Source organism: Microcystis aeruginosa LEGE 91341, assembly GCF_015206885.1.
Classification (GTDB): Bacteria; Cyanobacteriota; Cyanobacteriia; order Cyanobacteriales; family Microcystaceae; genus Microcystis; species Microcystis aeruginosa_H.
This window is the reverse complement of the sequence record NZ_JADEXY010000108.1, coordinates 1-14,731: the sequence shown is the minus strand read 5'-3', so window position 1 is coordinate 14,731 and position 14,731 is coordinate 1. Positions and strand designations below refer to the sequence as shown.

The following is a 14,731-nucleotide window of genomic DNA, read 5'->3' as shown; positions in this document are numbered from 1 at the left end:
GGGGTGTGGGGTGTGGGGAGAATAAATAGAAATAATCTCCTATCTCCTGTCTCCTGTCTCCTGTCTCCTGTCTCCTGTCTCCTGTCTCCTATCTCCTGTCTCCTATCTCCTGTCTCCTAGAACTTACGAAATGGTGTGAATTTTGAGGAAATTGGTGCCTTTAGTTTTCTGCATGGGAATTCCCGCCATAATCAGGATTTTATCGCCGGATTGGGCTAGATTTTTCTGAAGTAGAATTGATTCGGTTTGCTTTAACACATCCTCAAAGACAGACACCTGATGGTCAAGAAGAATCGGGATCACACCCCAGACTAGGTTGAGACGGTGATAGACGCGTTTGTTGGGAGTCATGGCAATCACAGGAACCGAGGGACGTTCCTTAGAAGCCAGTAGCGAAGTGTAGCCAGAGGTGGTAAAAGTAACAATATAACGGAGATCAAGGGTTTGATCGATCGCCACTAAAGCCTCACTGAGAGCATGAGTTTCATCGGACTGATTGGGGGGAACATTATCAAACTTCACATCCGCTTCCACATCATGGGCGATTTTGGCCAACATGGCCACAGCTTTGACGGGAAAATCTCCCACTGCTGATTCCCCCGATAACATCACCGCATCGGTTCCATCGATAATTGCATTAGCCACATCACTGGCCTCGGCCCGAGTCGGTCGGGGATTGTGAATCATGCTTTCTAGCATCTGGGTGGCAGTGATGACGGGAATAGTTTTCATGTTGCAGAGTCTGATAATGCGTTTTTGCAACATGGGGACTTTTTCGGGACTTAATTCTACCCCCAAATCGCCCCGGGCCACCATAATTCCGTCACATTCCTCGACAATTGACTCTAAATTTTCGATCGCTTGCGGTTTTTCAATTTTAGCCATCACTGGCATATCCGCATGATTTCTCTCGGCTAAAAATGCCTTAATCGCTTTGATATCTTCTCCTTTACGAACAAAACTCAGGGAAACCCAATCAACCCCCTGAGAAAGACCAAATTCTAGGTCTTGTTTGTCTTTTTCGGTCATGGAAGGTAAGCGCAAATTGAGACGGGGTAGATTAACTCCCTTGCGACTTTTGAGAATTCCTCCCTCCAACACTTGACATTTTAGGTTTTTTCCGTTAATTTCAACGATTTTTAGCTCTAATAAGCCATCATCAAGGAGAATTTGCTCATCTAGCTTTGCTTCCTCGGCCAGATAGGGATAATCGATCGAAACGGTGTTCGGTTCTCCCCGATACTCATTCATGGGTACAAGGGTGAGATAATCGCCGTCGTTGATGGTAATCGAACCATTGGGGAGATTACCGACGCGAATTTTTGGACCTTGTAAATCTTGCAAGAGAGTGATAGGATTGTCTAATTCTTGAGAAATTTGCCGTAAAAGGGTAACAACTCTCGCATGATCCTCGTAGCTACCGTGGGAAAAGTTTAGCCGCGCTACATTCATCCCCGCACCGATCATTTCCTTGAGGACTTCTGGCGAATTACTGGCAGGGCCGATCGTGGCTACGATCTTAGTTCTATGGGTGATAATTGACATGGAACCCTTACTAATCGATCTTGGGACGATTACATGATATTCACTTTAGGTTAACTAACGGTGAAGCGGAAAACAAATTAAGCTTTTCCACAGACTTGCAATCACTCTGGATCCTCTCCTTAGCAGTCAGGAGTCAGCTATCAGCGGCAACAGTTGAGAGCTTGCAAATCCGCAAGAGAAATAAAATAATATCTATGTTCTGACGGCAACCCTGAATGATTCAGTTGGAAAACTGGCTTTCACGGTAGGATAAACTAATAACCATCTCCGCTCTTCGGCGTAGCTCAGAGACCACTCGTTTAGATTTCGTTATGACCAACACATTAGACGATAAAGCCATAGTCAAGGACTATTTTAACGCCACAGGATTCGATCGCTGGCGCCGGATTTATGGGGATGGCGAAGTTAACAAAGTACAAAAAGATATTCGCATCGGTCATCAACAGACGATCGATACCGTTATCGGTTGGTTAGAAAATGATGACAATTTGCCTAATCTCTCAATCTGTGATGCCGGTTGTGGAGTTGGTAGTCTTAGTATTCCCCTCGCTAAAGCGGGCGCAACTATTTTCGCCAGTGATATTTCCGAGAAAATGGTGACAGAAGCCAAGGAAAGAGCGGCCAAAGAGTTAGCAGATACTGGTAAACTCACCTTTGCCGTTCAAGATTTAGAAGCATTAACCGGCCAATATCACACGGTCATCTGTCTGGATGTTCTCATTCACTATCCCACAGAAGAAGCCTTAGGCATGATTAAACATTTGGGATCCCTAGCTCAATCCCGTTTAATCCTCAGTTTTGCTCCTAAAACCTGTTTATTAACCATTCTCAAGAAAATTGGTCAATTTTTCCCCGGTCCGAGTAAAACCACTCGCGCTTATCAACACAAGGAAAAAACTATTATCGCCGCTCTCAACGAAAATGGCTTTAAAATTGAACGGACGAGTATGACTAGCACTCGTTTCTATTTTTCCCGTATCCTCGAAGCTGTCCGCAGTGAATAAACAATGGCAGTCACCACCAGCAAATTAATCGAGTGGAAACAGCAAAAACGCTCGATTGTCACCCTCACAGCTTGGGATTATCCGATCGCGCGACTGCTCGATCGAGCAGGAATTGATATTATCTTGGTAGGTGATTCCTTAGCTATGACCGCTTTGGGCTATCCTACCACTTTACCGATCACCCTCGAGGCGATGATTCACCACGCGGCGGCCGTGTCTCGCGGGGTAAAACAAGCTTTAGTTGTCTGTGATTTGCCTTTTCTCAGCTATCAGGAAAGTGTCAGTCAGGCAATTCACTCGGCGGGAAGAATGTTAAAGGAAGCGGGAGTACAAGGGGTAAAATTAGAGGGAGGTTATCCCGCTATGATCGAGACGATTAGCCGTTTAACCGAGATAGGCATCCCTGTTATGGGTCATATCGGATTAACTCCCCAGTCGGTGCATCGGTTAGGATACCGTCAGCAGGGAAAAACTCCATCGGATGCACAAAGACTAATCGAGGAAGCTTTAGCCTTGGAGAAAGCGGGAGTATTTGCCCTGGTTTTAGAACATATTCCCGCCAATTTAGCCGCCACTATTACCGATAAATTGATTATCCCGACGATTGGTATCGGTGCGGGAGAGGATTGTGATGGTCAGGTGTTGGTAACGGCGGATATCCTAGGATTAACCGAAAAAGCTCCCCCTTTTGCCAAAGTTTATGCTAATTTAAGCGAAACAATTACAAAGGCAGTGGTGGAATTTGCCAAGGATGTGAGGAGAAATGAATAACGGCGAAAAAGCTACCTTTGGGGCTGGCTGTTTTTGGAAAACCGAGGACGCATTTCGGCGTTTATCGGGGGTTTTCGCCACTTCTGTGGGTTATATGGGGGGACATTTCCCCAATCCTAGTTATCTCGATGTGTTATCGCGAATTACCGGTCATGCGGAAGTGGCACAAATTGAATATAATCCCCAAGAAATAGGCTACGAGGCGTTATTAGCCGTTTTTTGGTCAATTCACGATCCGACTCAGTTAAATCGCCAAGGACCGGACCGGGGAGAACAATATCGATCGATTATTTTTTATCACACCCCGCAACAAAAGTTAATCGCCACTGCTTCCAAGGGTCAACTACAACTATCGGCAAAGTTTCAGCAGGATATCGTTACTTTGATCGAACCCGCAGGAGATTATTATCTGGCCGATCAGTCCCATCAACAGTATTTAGAGAAAAAACAGGCTCGATCGGTCGAGGATTTCCAGAAGAAAATATCAAGACAGGTTCGGGGTATAATGTAAAATTGCTTTCGCAGGAGATCAGGAAAAATGCCCGAGGCGGTCGGAGTCATTCAAACGTTGGGTTTTCCCCCCGTTTTAGCGGCGGCGGATGCCATGGTTAAAGGGGGACGAGTTACCCTAGTTTATTTCGATCTAGCGGAAAGGGGCGAATTTTTGGTGGCGATTCGCGGTCCGATTTCCGAGGTTAAACCAGCAGTGGAGGCCGGATTAGCGGCGGCCATGACCGCTTTTGGTGGTAATGTGGTCAGTCATTACATCGTACCGAATCCTCCAGAAAATGTACTGGCGGTTTTACCAGTGCAGCATACGGCTAAGTCAGACCGTTTTCGCAGTTAATTTCCCTAGCGATTGGCCCCAAACTAGACTATAGTTAAAGACTGGAAAATAGATTGGATTCTATCAATTGAACTTATCTGATTTTTGTTATTAGGAGTTAATTTATGACAGCCCAACCCGCGGTGGGATCGATCGAGACAAAAGGTTTCCCCGGTATTCTAGCGGCCGCCGATGCGATGGTAAAAGCAGGACGGATCACGATTGTTGGTTATTTAAGGGCAGGAAGCGCCCGTTTTACCCTCAATATTCGTGGGGATGTACAGGAGGTAAAAACCGCTATGGCTGCCGGCATTGAAGCCGTCAATAAAACCGAGGGGGCAGCTTTAGAAACCTGGGTAATTATTCCCCGTCCTCACGATAACGTAGTGGCTATTTTACCGATCGATTATAGCGAGGCAGTGGAACCTTTTCGCGCTGCTGCCGACGGTGCGATGGCACCAATCCGTCGTTAATATTCAAGGTCAATTTTTTGTTACTGGTTGGAACTTGTCTAGTTCCAACTTAGTTTTTAATGATGATTTAAGTTTTAGTCAGAAAACCAAATTTGATAATTGCTGCAACAGTTGCACCGATAACAGTGACTATCAAAGCCCATATTTGAGCCGTTGCCCTTCCTTTCAAGTCTTTGACATCTTCTTTGAGTTGGGAAACTTCGGCCTCTATTTTCGGTAATACTTCCAGTTTTGTTTCGATTCGCTCTAACCGATTATCAAGTTTAGCGAGAATATCTTTTAAGTCAGTTTCAATGATAATAGGGTTACTCATGGGGAGATTCTTCTTTTGGGGACTAGGGGGGATCAATTTGTGTTAACAGTTCCTCACAATCTTGAACAAGGGGAATACCTAGGGCTTGAGAGAGGTGTAACTGATTCTCAATCTAGCAAAATATTAGGTAAAGTAACGATATAGCGGTTAATTGTTGTTTTCGCGTTAAGTCAAGGAATGGCTTCGGTTAGAGATTCAAACATAATTTAAAGATTGATGGTGGTACTCATGAAATTTATCCAAATAGGATAAAAAGTTAAATTTTGAGAATCGCTTTAATTTTCATGGTTGGTATAGGTGATCAAGGGTTTCTAATCTTCTTCTAATGTAGCCTGAATTTTTGCTAATCGTTAGTTAATAGAAGTTATCCAAGAAACGGGAACCGCTATCACGTCAAGGGTTTCGTTATTGTCAAACATTTCTAGGAGATAACCTGCTTCTGATTGTTGTTCATTAGGAGGTAAATATTCAATAATTGTTCCCTGATCACCTTTTTTAAAAATAGTGTCGGGGACATCTCCACATAATTTGACTTGTTGAAAAAGTTGGACGGTTTGCATTATTCATACTCCTTAATTTTATCGTAGTAAAGAGTGACAAAATTAGCTGTTTGATTATTTTTATCGATCTGCCAAATACTAATTCACTTTTTCATGCGGTTCTATATAAACTCTATGTGATTATACATTTCTTCGGGTTCAAGAATTTCCCAGATTAAGAGTAGTCCTCGAATTATTTGACCAATAGATTTACTTTGTTGGGGACAGTAAGCAATTCCTGCATGAGTTATAGATGATTGATTGATTCTTAAAAAATCAGTATCTTGAGTAAAAATTACGCGACCATTGGCTAAGGCAAATTGCAATTGTATTTCATCAGATACCCCCAATAAATTTTCTTCTGGAGTGGTGGTAACATCAAGGCCTCGATGGCGCAATCCAAGAGCAATACTATAGCTTACATTTTCATCAAGGTGAAATTTAATCTTATTGTCCATTCATTTTTTTTAGTTTTTCTTGGACTAGAGAAGGTGTTTTAGCTTGCATTTCCTTCGCCAAGGCATCATCATCTGCGATTTGTTGTCTAATTTCTTCAAGGTGATCGTGATAGTAAGAAAGGGCCGCGTAAACATCAGCTAAAGTAATGCTGGGATAATGATAAACAATTTCATCGGGTGACATTCCCAGACGTTCGTGCCAAATAACGACATCTTGGACTTTGATGCGATGACCTGCGATGCGCGGTTTACCACCACAGGTTTCCGGGGTAATTTCAATATGATTGATTAAAGTTGTTGTCATTGATAATAACGAATTTGTCCAACTGTAGGGGCGCAATGCTTGCGCCCAAATGTCATATATATTATATCACGTCAGGGTTTATAGAATAATTTTATTATGACAACTCTTATAAACTTGAAGCTAATTGAGACGCGACAATAGTTTCTAGGGAAAAAGCATTCAGATCCGTTAAGCTTCTGGCCTGTTCCAAGGTGATTGCACAAATGTTCCCATTTTTATCAAGATCGACCAAGGTATTTTCATTGATTTCTTGAGTCTCGACAATAGGATTGTTATTGAACTCTAAATATAGAGTGTCCGTATCTTGAAAGTAGGTGATTTTCATGGCTAACTTGGGTTATCAAGAGTTTCTAATCTCCTTCTAATAGTGATTTATTTAGTGGGCGATCGCGGTTTTGAGAATTGTCCATCATATTTGAACGTTAAGCCACAGCAAAGCCTGTATAGGGTCTAATTTCAGGGGATTTAAAGGCTAAAATAATCTGGTTTTGAGGGATTCCTGCGGCTACTAATTCATCGGCAATACCATCCTCAGTTCCGTCGTGTTGAATCCAAATTTTTTGATCAATAATATCAATATGTAATAGGGTTCCGTAGATTCGATAACCATTTTGCCAACCTGTTTCAACCAATAAATAGCGATCGCGGGTTTGATCTAGGACTAATTCGATTTGGATTTGGCGATCAGTGTCGAGGAAGTCGGCATAATCTTGGAATGTTTTTTCAATAATTTGCCGATATTGGGCAATTAAGGAATCCATCGTACAATTACCTCCTGGTTGGGATCGAAACTAAATAACTGAATAATACCATCTTCAATTAAGGTTTGACCTGCTTCTTCTTCAAATACTGTTTTGCAGGTGTTTTCGCTAACAGCCAAAAATAGTTTATGTTCGGGATAATAACGCTTTAGGAGATGGGTATAAACGACAAATTGACCAACTGCTTCTTCAAGGTCTTTCATATCAGAAGGACGAGTAAAGCTCTTAACTTCAATGGCTATTTTTTCTGTTCCTTTTTCTGCGGCTAATAGTCTTTCTGCTCCCAAATCAACAAATAGGTTTTTACCTCTTGCTAAACGAATCCGTAGGGGGTCATGGGTAATTGTCCAGCCGTCTTTTATTAGGGCGTGTTTTACACAGTCATGGAAAATATCTTTGGCAGGCATTGTTTTTTATAGATAAAAAATGAAATTTTCTCAGGTTTGCTTTAAGTTATTGTCTGAATCTGCTAAGTTTTCCTGAATTTGCCCTAACAATTCCTCACAATCTTTAACCAAGGGAATACCCAATTCTTGGCATAATTCAAGCGCTTGTTGGCAATGGCTGAGGGCAAGTTCAGGGCGATTAGTTTTTTGGGCGATTTCCGCAAGGGCTTTTAAACTGTGGGCGACTGCAACTCTAAAGTTAATCTCTTGGGAAATAACTAAAGATGCTTGAATTTTGCTTTCTGCTTCGCTGTAGTTTTCTAGTTTGAGCAATGTACTCCCTATATTATGCAGAGAAATTGCTACCCCAGGCTGATCGCCGATTTCTTCACTGATGTCGTGACATTGCTGGTGATAGGAAATTGCTTTTTCATACTGCCCCAGGTTATCATAACAATTGCCTAAATTACCGAGAGAAATTGCCACCCCTTGCCGAAAGCCGATTTCTTCACTGATGTCGTGATGTTGCTGGTGATGGGCGATCGCTTTTTCATACTGTCCCAGGGAATTATAACAATTGCCTAAATTACCGAGAGAATTTGCCACCCCTTGCCGATAGCCGATTTCTTCACTGATGTCGTGATGTTGCTGGTGATGGGCGATCGCTTTTTCATACTGTCCCAAGGAATTATAACAATTGCCTAAATTACCGAGAGAAATTGCCACCCCTTGCTGATCGCCTATTTCTTCACTGATGTCGTGATATTGCTGGAGATAGGTGATCGCTTCTTCATACTGCCCCAAGTAATAATAGCAAAGGCCTAGACGGTTTAACGAGTTACGATAACAAACTTGTTCCCGTTGACTCCCTGCAATAATTTCCTCATACAATTCGGCTTGCTTACGATAAAATCCTTGTAAATCTAAAAAACTATCAACCGATTTATTTTTCCCTTCTCCGCCTCGTTCCTCATCCAAAATATCATAAGCTAACTGCCATTCTCCCAATTCCCCTGCATGGTAAAACGCCTCTAAATAGGCTGTCACATCGGCAAAATATTCCCAGGGGGGGCTAGGTAAATGAGCCATAAAATAATCTAAGGCTAACTGATGGGAAGATCGCAATATTTCAGCATTTGCTTGATCTTGCACCACCATTGAAATTAAGGGCAAAAACTGAAACTGTCGCCGTTTTACATTGTATTCGGGGGGGAATTCTTGTAATAAGGATAAACGAGCTAAATAGCGTAAATCTTCCTCAGTTATTTCTGGGGTTAATCCCTGCGCTAACCCTAAATCAAAACTCTCCCGCAATACCGATAACCGCGTTAAACTCTCCCTAAACTCTTTCGATAATCGCGCTAAACTGGCGGTAATCACTTCTCTGACACAGGTTTCTGTATCGCGGTGATAACCTTCCACCTCAAACAGATTTAAGCCTAAATTTTGCGATTCGGTGACAGAAAACCCTTTCCCAAACTTATCTTTCATCAAACTACAAACCAGTTCCATTAAGAGGGGATGGCCTCCCATTTTATCGACAAATTGGGCTAATTCTTCATCGCTTCCCGTTAAGCCGTGATCTTCGGTGACATAACGCATGGCATCCGCTTCTTTTAACCCTTTTAAAGGCCAAGAATAATAATAATCTTGCAAATTGACGGGGAATTTTAGCTGTTCTCGGCTGGTGACTAATAGCTTACTGCTGCTTTCTGTGTATAACCATTTTTGCAAGAATTGCTGATAAACCAAATTTACTGGGGCAGTTAGTACCGTTTCCAAATTATTCAACACTAATAAACAGGGTTTAGCGGTTAACCCTTTGCTGATTGCGTCTATTAATTGCCCATCATTCCATTTTTCATCATAATTTTGTTTTAACTCCTCTAATAACCACCGTCCGAACTGTGCCAAAGGGTAAGGCTGGTTAAAATTAACCCATAATACCGGCCAATCAGCAGTTAATTGATCTGTAAACTTTCTCGCCAGGGCAGTTTTACCATAACCCCCGGCGGCGGTAATCTCGATTAACCTTAGATGGTCATTCCCTAACGCTGTTTGGAGTTCTTGCAATTCTTCCCGTCGTCCTTGCCATCTACGCACGGGTGGGAGTTGCGTATCCACTAGCCCAGAGGTGGTCAGGGGTTGGGGGGAGGATTGAGCCGTTGCTTCGGGTTTAGTTACCGCTTTTTTAGAGGGTTCAGAGCGCCTTTTATGCCACTCTTCCGAAAATTTAGTCAAATTTGTTGTCTTATCGCCGAATTTCGCCCACAGAGTTAGGGAGAACCGCCATTCCTCACACCCCTGCTTTTCATTTTCGTGACGCTCATCCCGAAGAATGCCTAGATAATCGGCCAAATAGTGGCTAATCGAGTCCCTAACTTGATCTTTGGTTAATTTTTCCCCTTTCTGCTCTGCCAAGCGTACTAAAGCCGCCACATTCGTCTTAACCTGCAAAAGCTTCCCCTCTTCCCCTAGAGCCAGCTTGACTCCCCAATCATTATCCTCACATTGACAGTGAGCCACATGATCTAATAAGACTTCAAACAAGCGTTTGACCCTTTTTTCAACAGTTTCGCCATAACTCTTCTTAGGCATGGGATTAGATCGGTAGAGGTTTGGGATAGCTTATTTTAGTCTATTTTTTGAGATGATGAAAAACACCTAAGGGACTTGCGCTTTGATAATGTACCTTTTGGGCGAACGCAGTTCGCCCCTACATTGTGAACAAAATTTGATAATGTAGGGGCGCAAGGCTTGCGCCCTCCGATCGATCAGGTTTGCTGATCACCATAAGTAGGGGGAGAGCCTTCAAGATGTTGATGATGAAAAACACCTAATCAGGCAAAACCTAGGGGCCGAAATTGAGCATCGTTGATGATTTTAACCGTTTCTCCTGATTGCTTAATCACAAATAAACCGCGCCGATAAGCATAACTATCTATCCCCTGATCGATTTCAATCCCCGCTACTGCGCCATAAACCTGAAAGTCTCGAAATTGGGGAAAGGCTAACTTAAATCGCTGTAATCGATCGAGAAAGTCATCTACATCATCCTTCGAGAGTCGAGATTTACACTCCACCGCCACTAACTCACTGCCATTCACCGCCAGAATATCAATTTCCATCGCTGCCCCGGGACGTTTACTTTTTAAACGACTCATGGTTTGGGTGACATCAATCCCCCGCTCTTGAAATAACTGCACAACCGCCGGCTCTACCATTTCTTCTATAAAAAGACACAAAGGGGTAGTTAAGTTATTGACGGCTTCGGTGGTGGCTCGTACCAGCTTTTTCAATTCTTCCATCGTGCGATCGGCTTCAGCCCGGCGGCGATCGGCTTCAGCACTACGGCGATCGGCTTCAGCATTGCGGCGGTCCGCTTCGGCATTTCGTTGTTCAGCTTCAGCACTACGGCGGTCCGCTTCAGCACTACGGCGCTCGGCTTCTTTTTGGAACTCGGGAAATTGAGCCTCGGTTCTTTCAAACAGTTTGTAAATATCGGCGATCGTAATAGCTTCTGACATGGCGTGTTCTTGTCTATTTGAGCAAAGCCGATCCTATTCTAGCAACTCGGCTGGTTGAGAGGCTATCGTTCTTTTACCCATCACTTGCTGACAGGATAAATCCGACACCATCCCGACCAAAAATCGCAAATTTTTTCCTCGAAAAGTTTGGGGTACCCCACTCCCCCAAAGCCTCCCCCAAAGCTGAAAGCCTTAGCCAATCAGCTTTATATTATGCAATTTTTTTTAATTAGACCTCTTGCCTTAGCACATACCCCAGATTTTTTCATAGCAAGTATCAACCTATTGAAGTGGGGAAAATCTTATGTTTTCAATGCTTACGTTCTCAACTGCTACCCTAAAAAACCACCTCAAAAAAAACGGTTTTTTTGTCTTCGATAACCCTTGCGGCGATCGCTGGTTCCAATGTTTAGAGGATGTTACCCAAGCAACCCCCGTTATCCAAACTAACGGAGAGATTATCTATCCTATCAAAGCAAATCCTGACGCTATGGGAAAAAGTGACGCACAATCCCTAGGAATTGGGCTTTTACCTCATACAGAATGGTCTTATAAAGCTATCCCTCCTAAATACCTCTGTTTGCGCTGTAAAACTCCGGATCGTTGGGGTGGGGGTGCAACGACTTTGGTTAAGTTTGATGACTTATTGCGTCATTTTACCCTTGAGGAACAACATTTTATGGCGGCTCAACGGCAATATTTTATGTCCAAGGACGGGAAAGAAAGCTGTTTTGCACCAATTTGGCAACGAGATGCCGAAATTATCCGCTTTAGCTATAATGTGCTGGTTTATCGGGAATTTAGCCCCGATATTAATAAACCGATCGCTTCTGGTCTAGATTCCCGTTTAATGGCTTTATGTGATAAATTTCTGGCAATGTTTCAAGCCTATCACGTTCCGCTCTATTTAAAAGCAGAACAGATCTTGATCATGGATAATTATACTTGTCTCCATTCTCGCCAATCCTACATTGACCCCAATCGCTCTCTTGAACGGGTAATGTTCGATGTTCCCTAACGGGAAATGGGGGTTAACTACCGGCTTTATAAGTAATGGCGGGAAGCGGATTTGAACCACTGACCTTCGGGTTATGAGCCCGACGAGCTACCAGACTGCTCTATCCCGCGTTGCTTTATTTAGTGTAGAACTAAATCTCGGTAAATGCCAAGGAGTTTGTAAAATTACTTTACATTTACCGTCCGACCAGAGGTTAATACTTACGTTCCACGGGGGTGAAATCCTGAATCACTACGGGCATATAGTCGATATCGATGCCGGAGGGGGAATAATAGGCGAGGGTATGCTGAAGGAAATTTTGGTCATCCCGTTGGGGAAAATCCTCGCGGGAGTGGGCCCCTCGGCTTTCTTGACGATTGAGGGCAGAGGTGAGGATAATTTCCCCCACCACCATGAGACTTTGTAATTCCCAGGCCTCGATTAGTTCCGTATTCCAGCAATCCCCCCTATCATCGAGGTAAATCTGCTCGTATTGGCGCTTTAATTCGCCGATTTGTTTAATTCCCTCGCGCATAGTCGCTTCAGTGCGAAAAACGCCGCAATGTTGGGTCATACAGTCTTGGAATTGCTGACGTAGTTGACCGATGCGAATCGTGCCTTTTTTGGTCAATAGAGCGGTGATTTCCTCTTTCGCATCCTGAAGGTAAATATCGGGATTAAAGACGGGAAAAGCGCGTTTTTCGACGTATTTAGCGATCGATTTGCCGGTTCTTCTCCCATAGACCACACATTCTAACAGGGAATTACTGCCCAAACGATTAGCCCCGTGGACAGAGACACAGGAACATTCCCCGGCGGAGAAAAAGCCCTCGCTGAGGGTATCGGCACTTAAGCGAACGCGACCATCGGTATTAACGGGAATGCCGCCCATACAATAGTGAACCGTAGGACGTACAGGCATCGGTTCCTCTACCGCATCGACACCGACGAGACGGTGGGCCTCCTCCCAACAGAAGGGAATGCGACTCATAATTTTTTCCCGGCCTAAATGGCGTAAATCCAGATAGACAAAGGGACCCCCGGCGCTACCGTCCAGATTTACCCCCCGGCCGGCGCGAATTTCTAGGGTAATGGCCCGGGAAGTGATGTCCCGGGGTGCCAATTCCATGCGCGAGGGGGCGTAGTCTTCCATAAAACGACGACCTTCGCTATTGATTAAATAAGCGCCTTCACCCCGGACTGCTTCCGAGATTAAAACACCGACGGGATAGAGTCCCGTGGGGTGAAATTGGACAAATTCCATGTCTTCTAGGGGAATACCCGCTTTTGCCGATAAAGCTAAACCGTCCCCCGTACAGGCGAAATCGTTGGAGGTGGTGTTATAAACGCGACCATAGCCTCCCGTCCCGAACATAATTGCTTTTGCCCGGAGGATTTCTAACTGTCCGGTGGCGATTTGGTACATAACCACGCCTTTAGCCGTACCTTCTTCGAGGATAAGGCGTAAAACGTACCATTCATCGTAGATTTTTACCTGATTACGGCGTAAATTGCTGACTAATTCGTGCAGCATGGCGTGACCGGTTTTATCGGCGGCGTAACAGGCCCGGTTATGGCTGTGACCGCCAAAGGCTCTTTGGGCAATGCGTCCATCTTCGAGACGGGAGAATAACACGCCTAGATGTTCCAATTCGATGATAACTTCGGGGGCTTCTTGGGTGAGGATATCCACCGCATCCTGGTCAGCCAGAAAATCGGACCCTTTGACAGTATCGTAGGCGTGGGCCTTGGGATTATCATTGGGGTCAACGTTTTGCAGGGCGGCGGCGATACCTCCCTGGGCAGCGACGGAGTGGGAACGAATCGGGTGGGTTTTGGCAACGACAGCAACATCGATAGTCGGGTTGAGGCGTTTGATTTCTAAGGCGGCGCGGCATCCTGCTAACCCACCGCCCACTATAACGACATCGTGTTCTTTCATGGCTGATTTTCCTACGGGCTTCTGTTTCTATGGTGGGGTGAGAATTGCTCAGAGGTCAGTTTTTGTAATCGAGACTTTATATTTCAGGAGGCGGTCGGCGGTCCCGATGCCAAAGTTGGCACCGCCAAGCATGAAAATATTCTGATTGACGAATTGGCGTTATTTCAGCCTCTATTTTCAAGTCAGCGCCTCTCCTGATATGTAGGGAGGCACTATTATTTGTAGGATGGGTTAGCGGTAGCGTAACATAATCGGGTGTTGGGTTTCGTTCCTCAAACCAGCCTACTTATTGCTAAATTTGTTGGTGTAATTTCGGGTGTGGCTGTGACAGAAAACTATCAGAAAAAGGTTTTTCTGGCTTTTCCCCGCGCTCGGCACAAAAAGCTAGGTAATCTTCCACTGAATCAGCAAAAGCTTGCTGCAATTCCGCTACACTCTCTCCCTGAAAAGTGATAACATCTCGGACGTTGGCCACCTCACCGTAAAAGATACCCACCTCGTCATCAAAAGAAACTACTGCTTCGTAACCTTTATACTTCATCGTTTTCCACTCCTGCCTCGCTTAAAAAGCGCCTCACTGATACTACAGCCCCCTTGTCCGTTTCCCGACGAGGATGGGGGCGATGGAAGACGGCTCTAACTCCCTTAAGGGCTACCCGCACCCGCGACCCCCTACCTTCGGATATTTCTGCTCCCAGTGCCTCCAGCAGCGATTCGATATCCGTCCAGACAACATCTGACCGGACGGGCTGCTCGAAGATTTGGTCCAGAATTTTTCGCTGTTTTTTCGACAGTGCCACTGTCGTATCATAACTTAATAAGCTGGTTATAATTAAATTAAAAATGGATTTTAGGTTCGATCCCCCCTGCCCCCCTTAATAAGGA

At 44.4% G+C, this 14,731-nt stretch carries 19 protein-coding genes and 1 tRNA gene; 6 read left to right on the top strand and 14 right to left on the bottom strand.

The window, feature by feature from the left end; genetic code table 11:
- Window positions 1-123: 123 nt before the first annotated feature.
- Window positions 124-1,545 (bottom strand): pyruvate kinase, encoded by a 1,422-nt coding sequence (gene pyk / locus IQ234_RS15520; protein ID WP_193957740.1) that lies wholly within the window; start codon window positions 1,543-1,545, stop codon window positions 124-126.
- A 311-nt stretch (window positions 1,546-1,856) separates the two neighbouring features.
- On the opposite strand from pyk, the gene bchM reads away from it, so the two are divergent.
- From bchM to IQ234_RS15495, 5 genes are all read left to right on the top strand, one after another.
- Window positions 1,857-2,549, top strand: coding sequence for a magnesium protoporphyrin IX methyltransferase (gene bchM, locus IQ234_RS15515; protein WP_002743291.1), 693 nt, complete (start codon window positions 1,857-1,859; stop codon window positions 2,547-2,549).
- Between the two features lie 3 nt (window positions 2,550-2,552).
- A complete protein-coding gene (gene panB, locus IQ234_RS15510) occupies window positions 2,553-3,320 on the top strand; it encodes a 3-methyl-2-oxobutanoate hydroxymethyltransferase (protein WP_193957739.1) in 768 nt (255 codons plus the stop codon).
- The gene (gene msrA / locus IQ234_RS15505; protein ID WP_193957738.1) at window positions 3,313-3,831 is read left to right on the top strand and encodes a peptide-methionine (S)-S-oxide reductase MsrA; all 519 of its coding nucleotides are present in this window, start codon (window positions 3,313-3,315) and stop codon (window positions 3,829-3,831) included. The genes panB and msrA overlap by 8 nt, the downstream gene beginning before the upstream one ends.
- Before the next feature lie 27 nt (window positions 3,832-3,858).
- On the top strand, window positions 3,859-4,167 hold the full coding sequence (locus tag IQ234_RS15500; RefSeq protein ID WP_002782143.1) for a carbon dioxide-concentrating mechanism protein CcmK: 309 nt from the start codon (window positions 3,859-3,861) through the stop codon (window positions 4,165-4,167).
- 104 nt (window positions 4,168-4,271) lie between these two features.
- A complete protein-coding gene (locus IQ234_RS15495; protein ID WP_002733188.1) occupies window positions 4,272-4,619 on the top strand; it encodes a carbon dioxide-concentrating mechanism protein CcmK in 348 nt (115 codons plus the stop codon).
- 67 nt (window positions 4,620-4,686) lie between these two features.
- Here the strand turns inward: IQ234_RS15495 and IQ234_RS15490 are convergent, their stop codons facing one another.
- The 9 genes from IQ234_RS15490 to IQ234_RS15450 all read right to left on the bottom strand — a co-directional run bounded on the left by IQ234_RS15490 (window position 4,687) and on the right by IQ234_RS15450 (window position 10,907).
- Window positions 4,687-4,932 carry a hypothetical protein gene (locus IQ234_RS15490; protein WP_193957737.1) on the bottom strand — a complete coding sequence of 82 codons (246 nt, stop codon included), beginning with the start codon at window positions 4,930-4,932 and terminating at the stop codon, window positions 4,687-4,689.
- 350 nt (window positions 4,933-5,282) lie between these two features.
- The gene (locus tag IQ234_RS15485; protein ID WP_193957736.1) at window positions 5,283-5,492 is read right to left on the bottom strand and encodes a DUF4926 domain-containing protein; all 210 of its coding nucleotides are present in this window, start codon (window positions 5,490-5,492) and stop codon (window positions 5,283-5,285) included.
- Window positions 5,493-5,593: 101 nt separating this feature from the next.
- Window positions 5,594-5,929 (bottom strand): DUF5615 family PIN-like protein, encoded by a 336-nt coding sequence (locus IQ234_RS15480; protein ID WP_193957735.1) that lies wholly within the window; start codon window positions 5,927-5,929, stop codon window positions 5,594-5,596.
- The gene (locus tag IQ234_RS15475; RefSeq protein ID WP_193957734.1) at window positions 5,919-6,233 is read right to left on the bottom strand and encodes a DUF433 domain-containing protein; all 315 of its coding nucleotides are present in this window, start codon (window positions 6,231-6,233) and stop codon (window positions 5,919-5,921) included. Before IQ234_RS15475 ends, IQ234_RS15480 begins: the two co-directional genes overlap by 11 nt.
- Before the next feature lie 106 nt (window positions 6,234-6,339).
- Complete coding sequence (locus IQ234_RS15470; RefSeq protein ID WP_193957733.1) at window positions 6,340-6,558, bottom strand: DUF2283 domain-containing protein; 219 nt, start codon at window positions 6,556-6,558, stop codon at window positions 6,340-6,342.
- A 97-nt stretch (window positions 6,559-6,655) separates the two neighbouring features.
- Window positions 6,656-6,994 carry a XisI protein gene (locus IQ234_RS15465; protein ID WP_002788474.1) on the bottom strand — a complete coding sequence of 113 codons (339 nt, stop codon included), beginning with the start codon at window positions 6,992-6,994 and terminating at the stop codon, window positions 6,656-6,658.
- Window positions 6,982-7,401 carry a XisH family protein gene (locus IQ234_RS15460; protein ID WP_002788475.1) on the bottom strand — a complete coding sequence of 140 codons (420 nt, stop codon included), beginning with the start codon at window positions 7,399-7,401 and terminating at the stop codon, window positions 6,982-6,984. The genes IQ234_RS15465 and IQ234_RS15460 overlap by 13 nt, the downstream gene beginning before the upstream one ends.
- 30 nt (window positions 7,402-7,431) lie before the next feature.
- Complete coding sequence (locus tag IQ234_RS21645) at window positions 7,432-9,978, bottom strand: tetratricopeptide repeat protein (RefSeq protein ID WP_193957732.1); 2,547 nt, start codon at window positions 9,976-9,978, stop codon at window positions 7,432-7,434.
- Window positions 9,979-10,220: 242 nt separating this feature from the next.
- The gene (locus IQ234_RS15450) at window positions 10,221-10,907 is read right to left on the bottom strand and encodes a DUF3782 domain-containing protein (protein WP_193957731.1); all 687 of its coding nucleotides are present in this window, start codon (window positions 10,905-10,907) and stop codon (window positions 10,221-10,223) included.
- A gap of 304 nt (window positions 10,908-11,211) precedes the next feature.
- Between IQ234_RS15450 and IQ234_RS15445 the strand changes: the two genes are divergently transcribed.
- Window positions 11,212-11,925 (top strand): TauD/TfdA family dioxygenase, encoded by a 714-nt coding sequence (locus tag IQ234_RS15445; protein WP_193957730.1) that lies wholly within the window; start codon window positions 11,212-11,214, stop codon window positions 11,923-11,925.
- Between the two features lie 36 nt (window positions 11,926-11,961).
- On the opposite strand, the gene IQ234_RS15440 is transcribed toward IQ234_RS15445, so the two are convergent.
- The 4 genes from IQ234_RS15440 to IQ234_RS15425 all read right to left on the bottom strand — a co-directional run bounded on the left by IQ234_RS15440 (window position 11,962) and on the right by IQ234_RS15425 (window position 14,646).
- Window positions 11,962-12,035 (bottom strand) — tRNA-Met (locus tag IQ234_RS15440).
- Between the two features lie 83 nt (window positions 12,036-12,118).
- Window positions 12,119-13,846 (bottom strand): succinate dehydrogenase/fumarate reductase flavoprotein subunit, encoded by a 1,728-nt coding sequence (locus IQ234_RS15435; RefSeq protein WP_193957729.1) that lies wholly within the window; start codon window positions 13,844-13,846, stop codon window positions 12,119-12,121.
- A 292-nt stretch (window positions 13,847-14,138) separates the two neighbouring features.
- Window positions 14,139-14,387, bottom strand: a complete 249-nt coding sequence (locus IQ234_RS15430) for a type II toxin-antitoxin system HicB family antitoxin (protein WP_002772044.1) — start codon at window positions 14,385-14,387, stop codon at window positions 14,139-14,141.
- Window positions 14,377-14,646, bottom strand: coding sequence for a type II toxin-antitoxin system HicA family toxin (locus IQ234_RS15425; RefSeq protein ID WP_193957728.1), 270 nt, complete (start codon window positions 14,644-14,646; stop codon window positions 14,377-14,379). Before IQ234_RS15425 ends, IQ234_RS15430 begins: the two co-directional genes overlap by 11 nt.
- Between the last annotated feature and the right edge of the window lie 85 nt (window positions 14,647-14,731).

Coding starts and splice junctions, on each gene's coding strand:
- IQ234_RS15470 (WP_193957733.1), bottom strand. CDS start 6,558: ATGAAAATCACCTACTTTCAAGATACGGACACTCTATATTTAGAGTTC.
- IQ234_RS15475 (WP_193957734.1), bottom strand. CDS start 6,233: ATGACAACAACTTTAATCAATCATATTGAAATTACCCCGGAAACCTGT.
- IQ234_RS15445 (WP_193957730.1), top strand. CDS start 11,212: ATGTTTTCAATGCTTACGTTCTCAACTGCTACCCTAAAAAACCACCTC.
- panB (WP_193957739.1), top strand. CDS start 2,553: ATGGCAGTCACCACCAGCAAATTAATCGAGTGGAAACAGCAAAAACGC.
- IQ234_RS15495 (WP_002733188.1), top strand. CDS start 4,272: ATGACAGCCCAACCCGCGGTGGGATCGATCGAGACAAAAGGTTTCCCC.
- msrA (WP_193957738.1), top strand. CDS start 3,313: ATGAATAACGGCGAAAAAGCTACCTTTGGGGCTGGCTGTTTTTGGAAA.
- IQ234_RS15485 (WP_193957736.1), bottom strand. CDS start 5,492: ATGCAAACCGTCCAACTTTTTCAACAAGTCAAATTATGTGGAGATGTC.
- IQ234_RS15460 (WP_002788475.1), bottom strand. CDS start 7,401: ATGCCTGCCAAAGATATTTTCCATGACTGTGTAAAACACGCCCTAATA.
- IQ234_RS15450 (WP_193957731.1), bottom strand. CDS start 10,907: ATGTCAGAAGCTATTACGATCGCCGATATTTACAAACTGTTTGAAAGA.
- IQ234_RS15465 (WP_002788474.1), bottom strand. CDS start 6,994: ATGGATTCCTTAATTGCCCAATATCGGCAAATTATTGAAAAAACATTC.
- pyk (WP_193957740.1), bottom strand. CDS start 1,545: ATGTCAATTATCACCCATAGAACTAAGATCGTAGCCACGATCGGCCCT.
- IQ234_RS15480 (WP_193957735.1), bottom strand. CDS start 5,929: ATGGACAATAAGATTAAATTTCACCTTGATGAAAATGTAAGCTATAGT.
- IQ234_RS15490 (WP_193957737.1), bottom strand. CDS start 4,932: ATGAGTAACCCTATTATCATTGAAACTGACTTAAAAGATATTCTCGCT.
- IQ234_RS15430 (WP_002772044.1), bottom strand. CDS start 14,387: ATGAAGTATAAAGGTTACGAAGCAGTAGTTTCTTTTGATGACGAGGTG.
- IQ234_RS15500 (WP_002782143.1), top strand. CDS start 3,859: ATGCCCGAGGCGGTCGGAGTCATTCAAACGTTGGGTTTTCCCCCCGTT.
- bchM (WP_002743291.1), top strand. CDS start 1,857: ATGACCAACACATTAGACGATAAAGCCATAGTCAAGGACTATTTTAAC.
- IQ234_RS15435 (WP_193957729.1), bottom strand. CDS start 13,846: ATGAAAGAACACGATGTCGTTATAGTGGGCGGTGGGTTAGCAGGATGC.
- IQ234_RS21645 (WP_193957732.1), bottom strand. CDS start 9,978: ATGCCTAAGAAGAGTTATGGCGAAACTGTTGAAAAAAGGGTCAAACGC.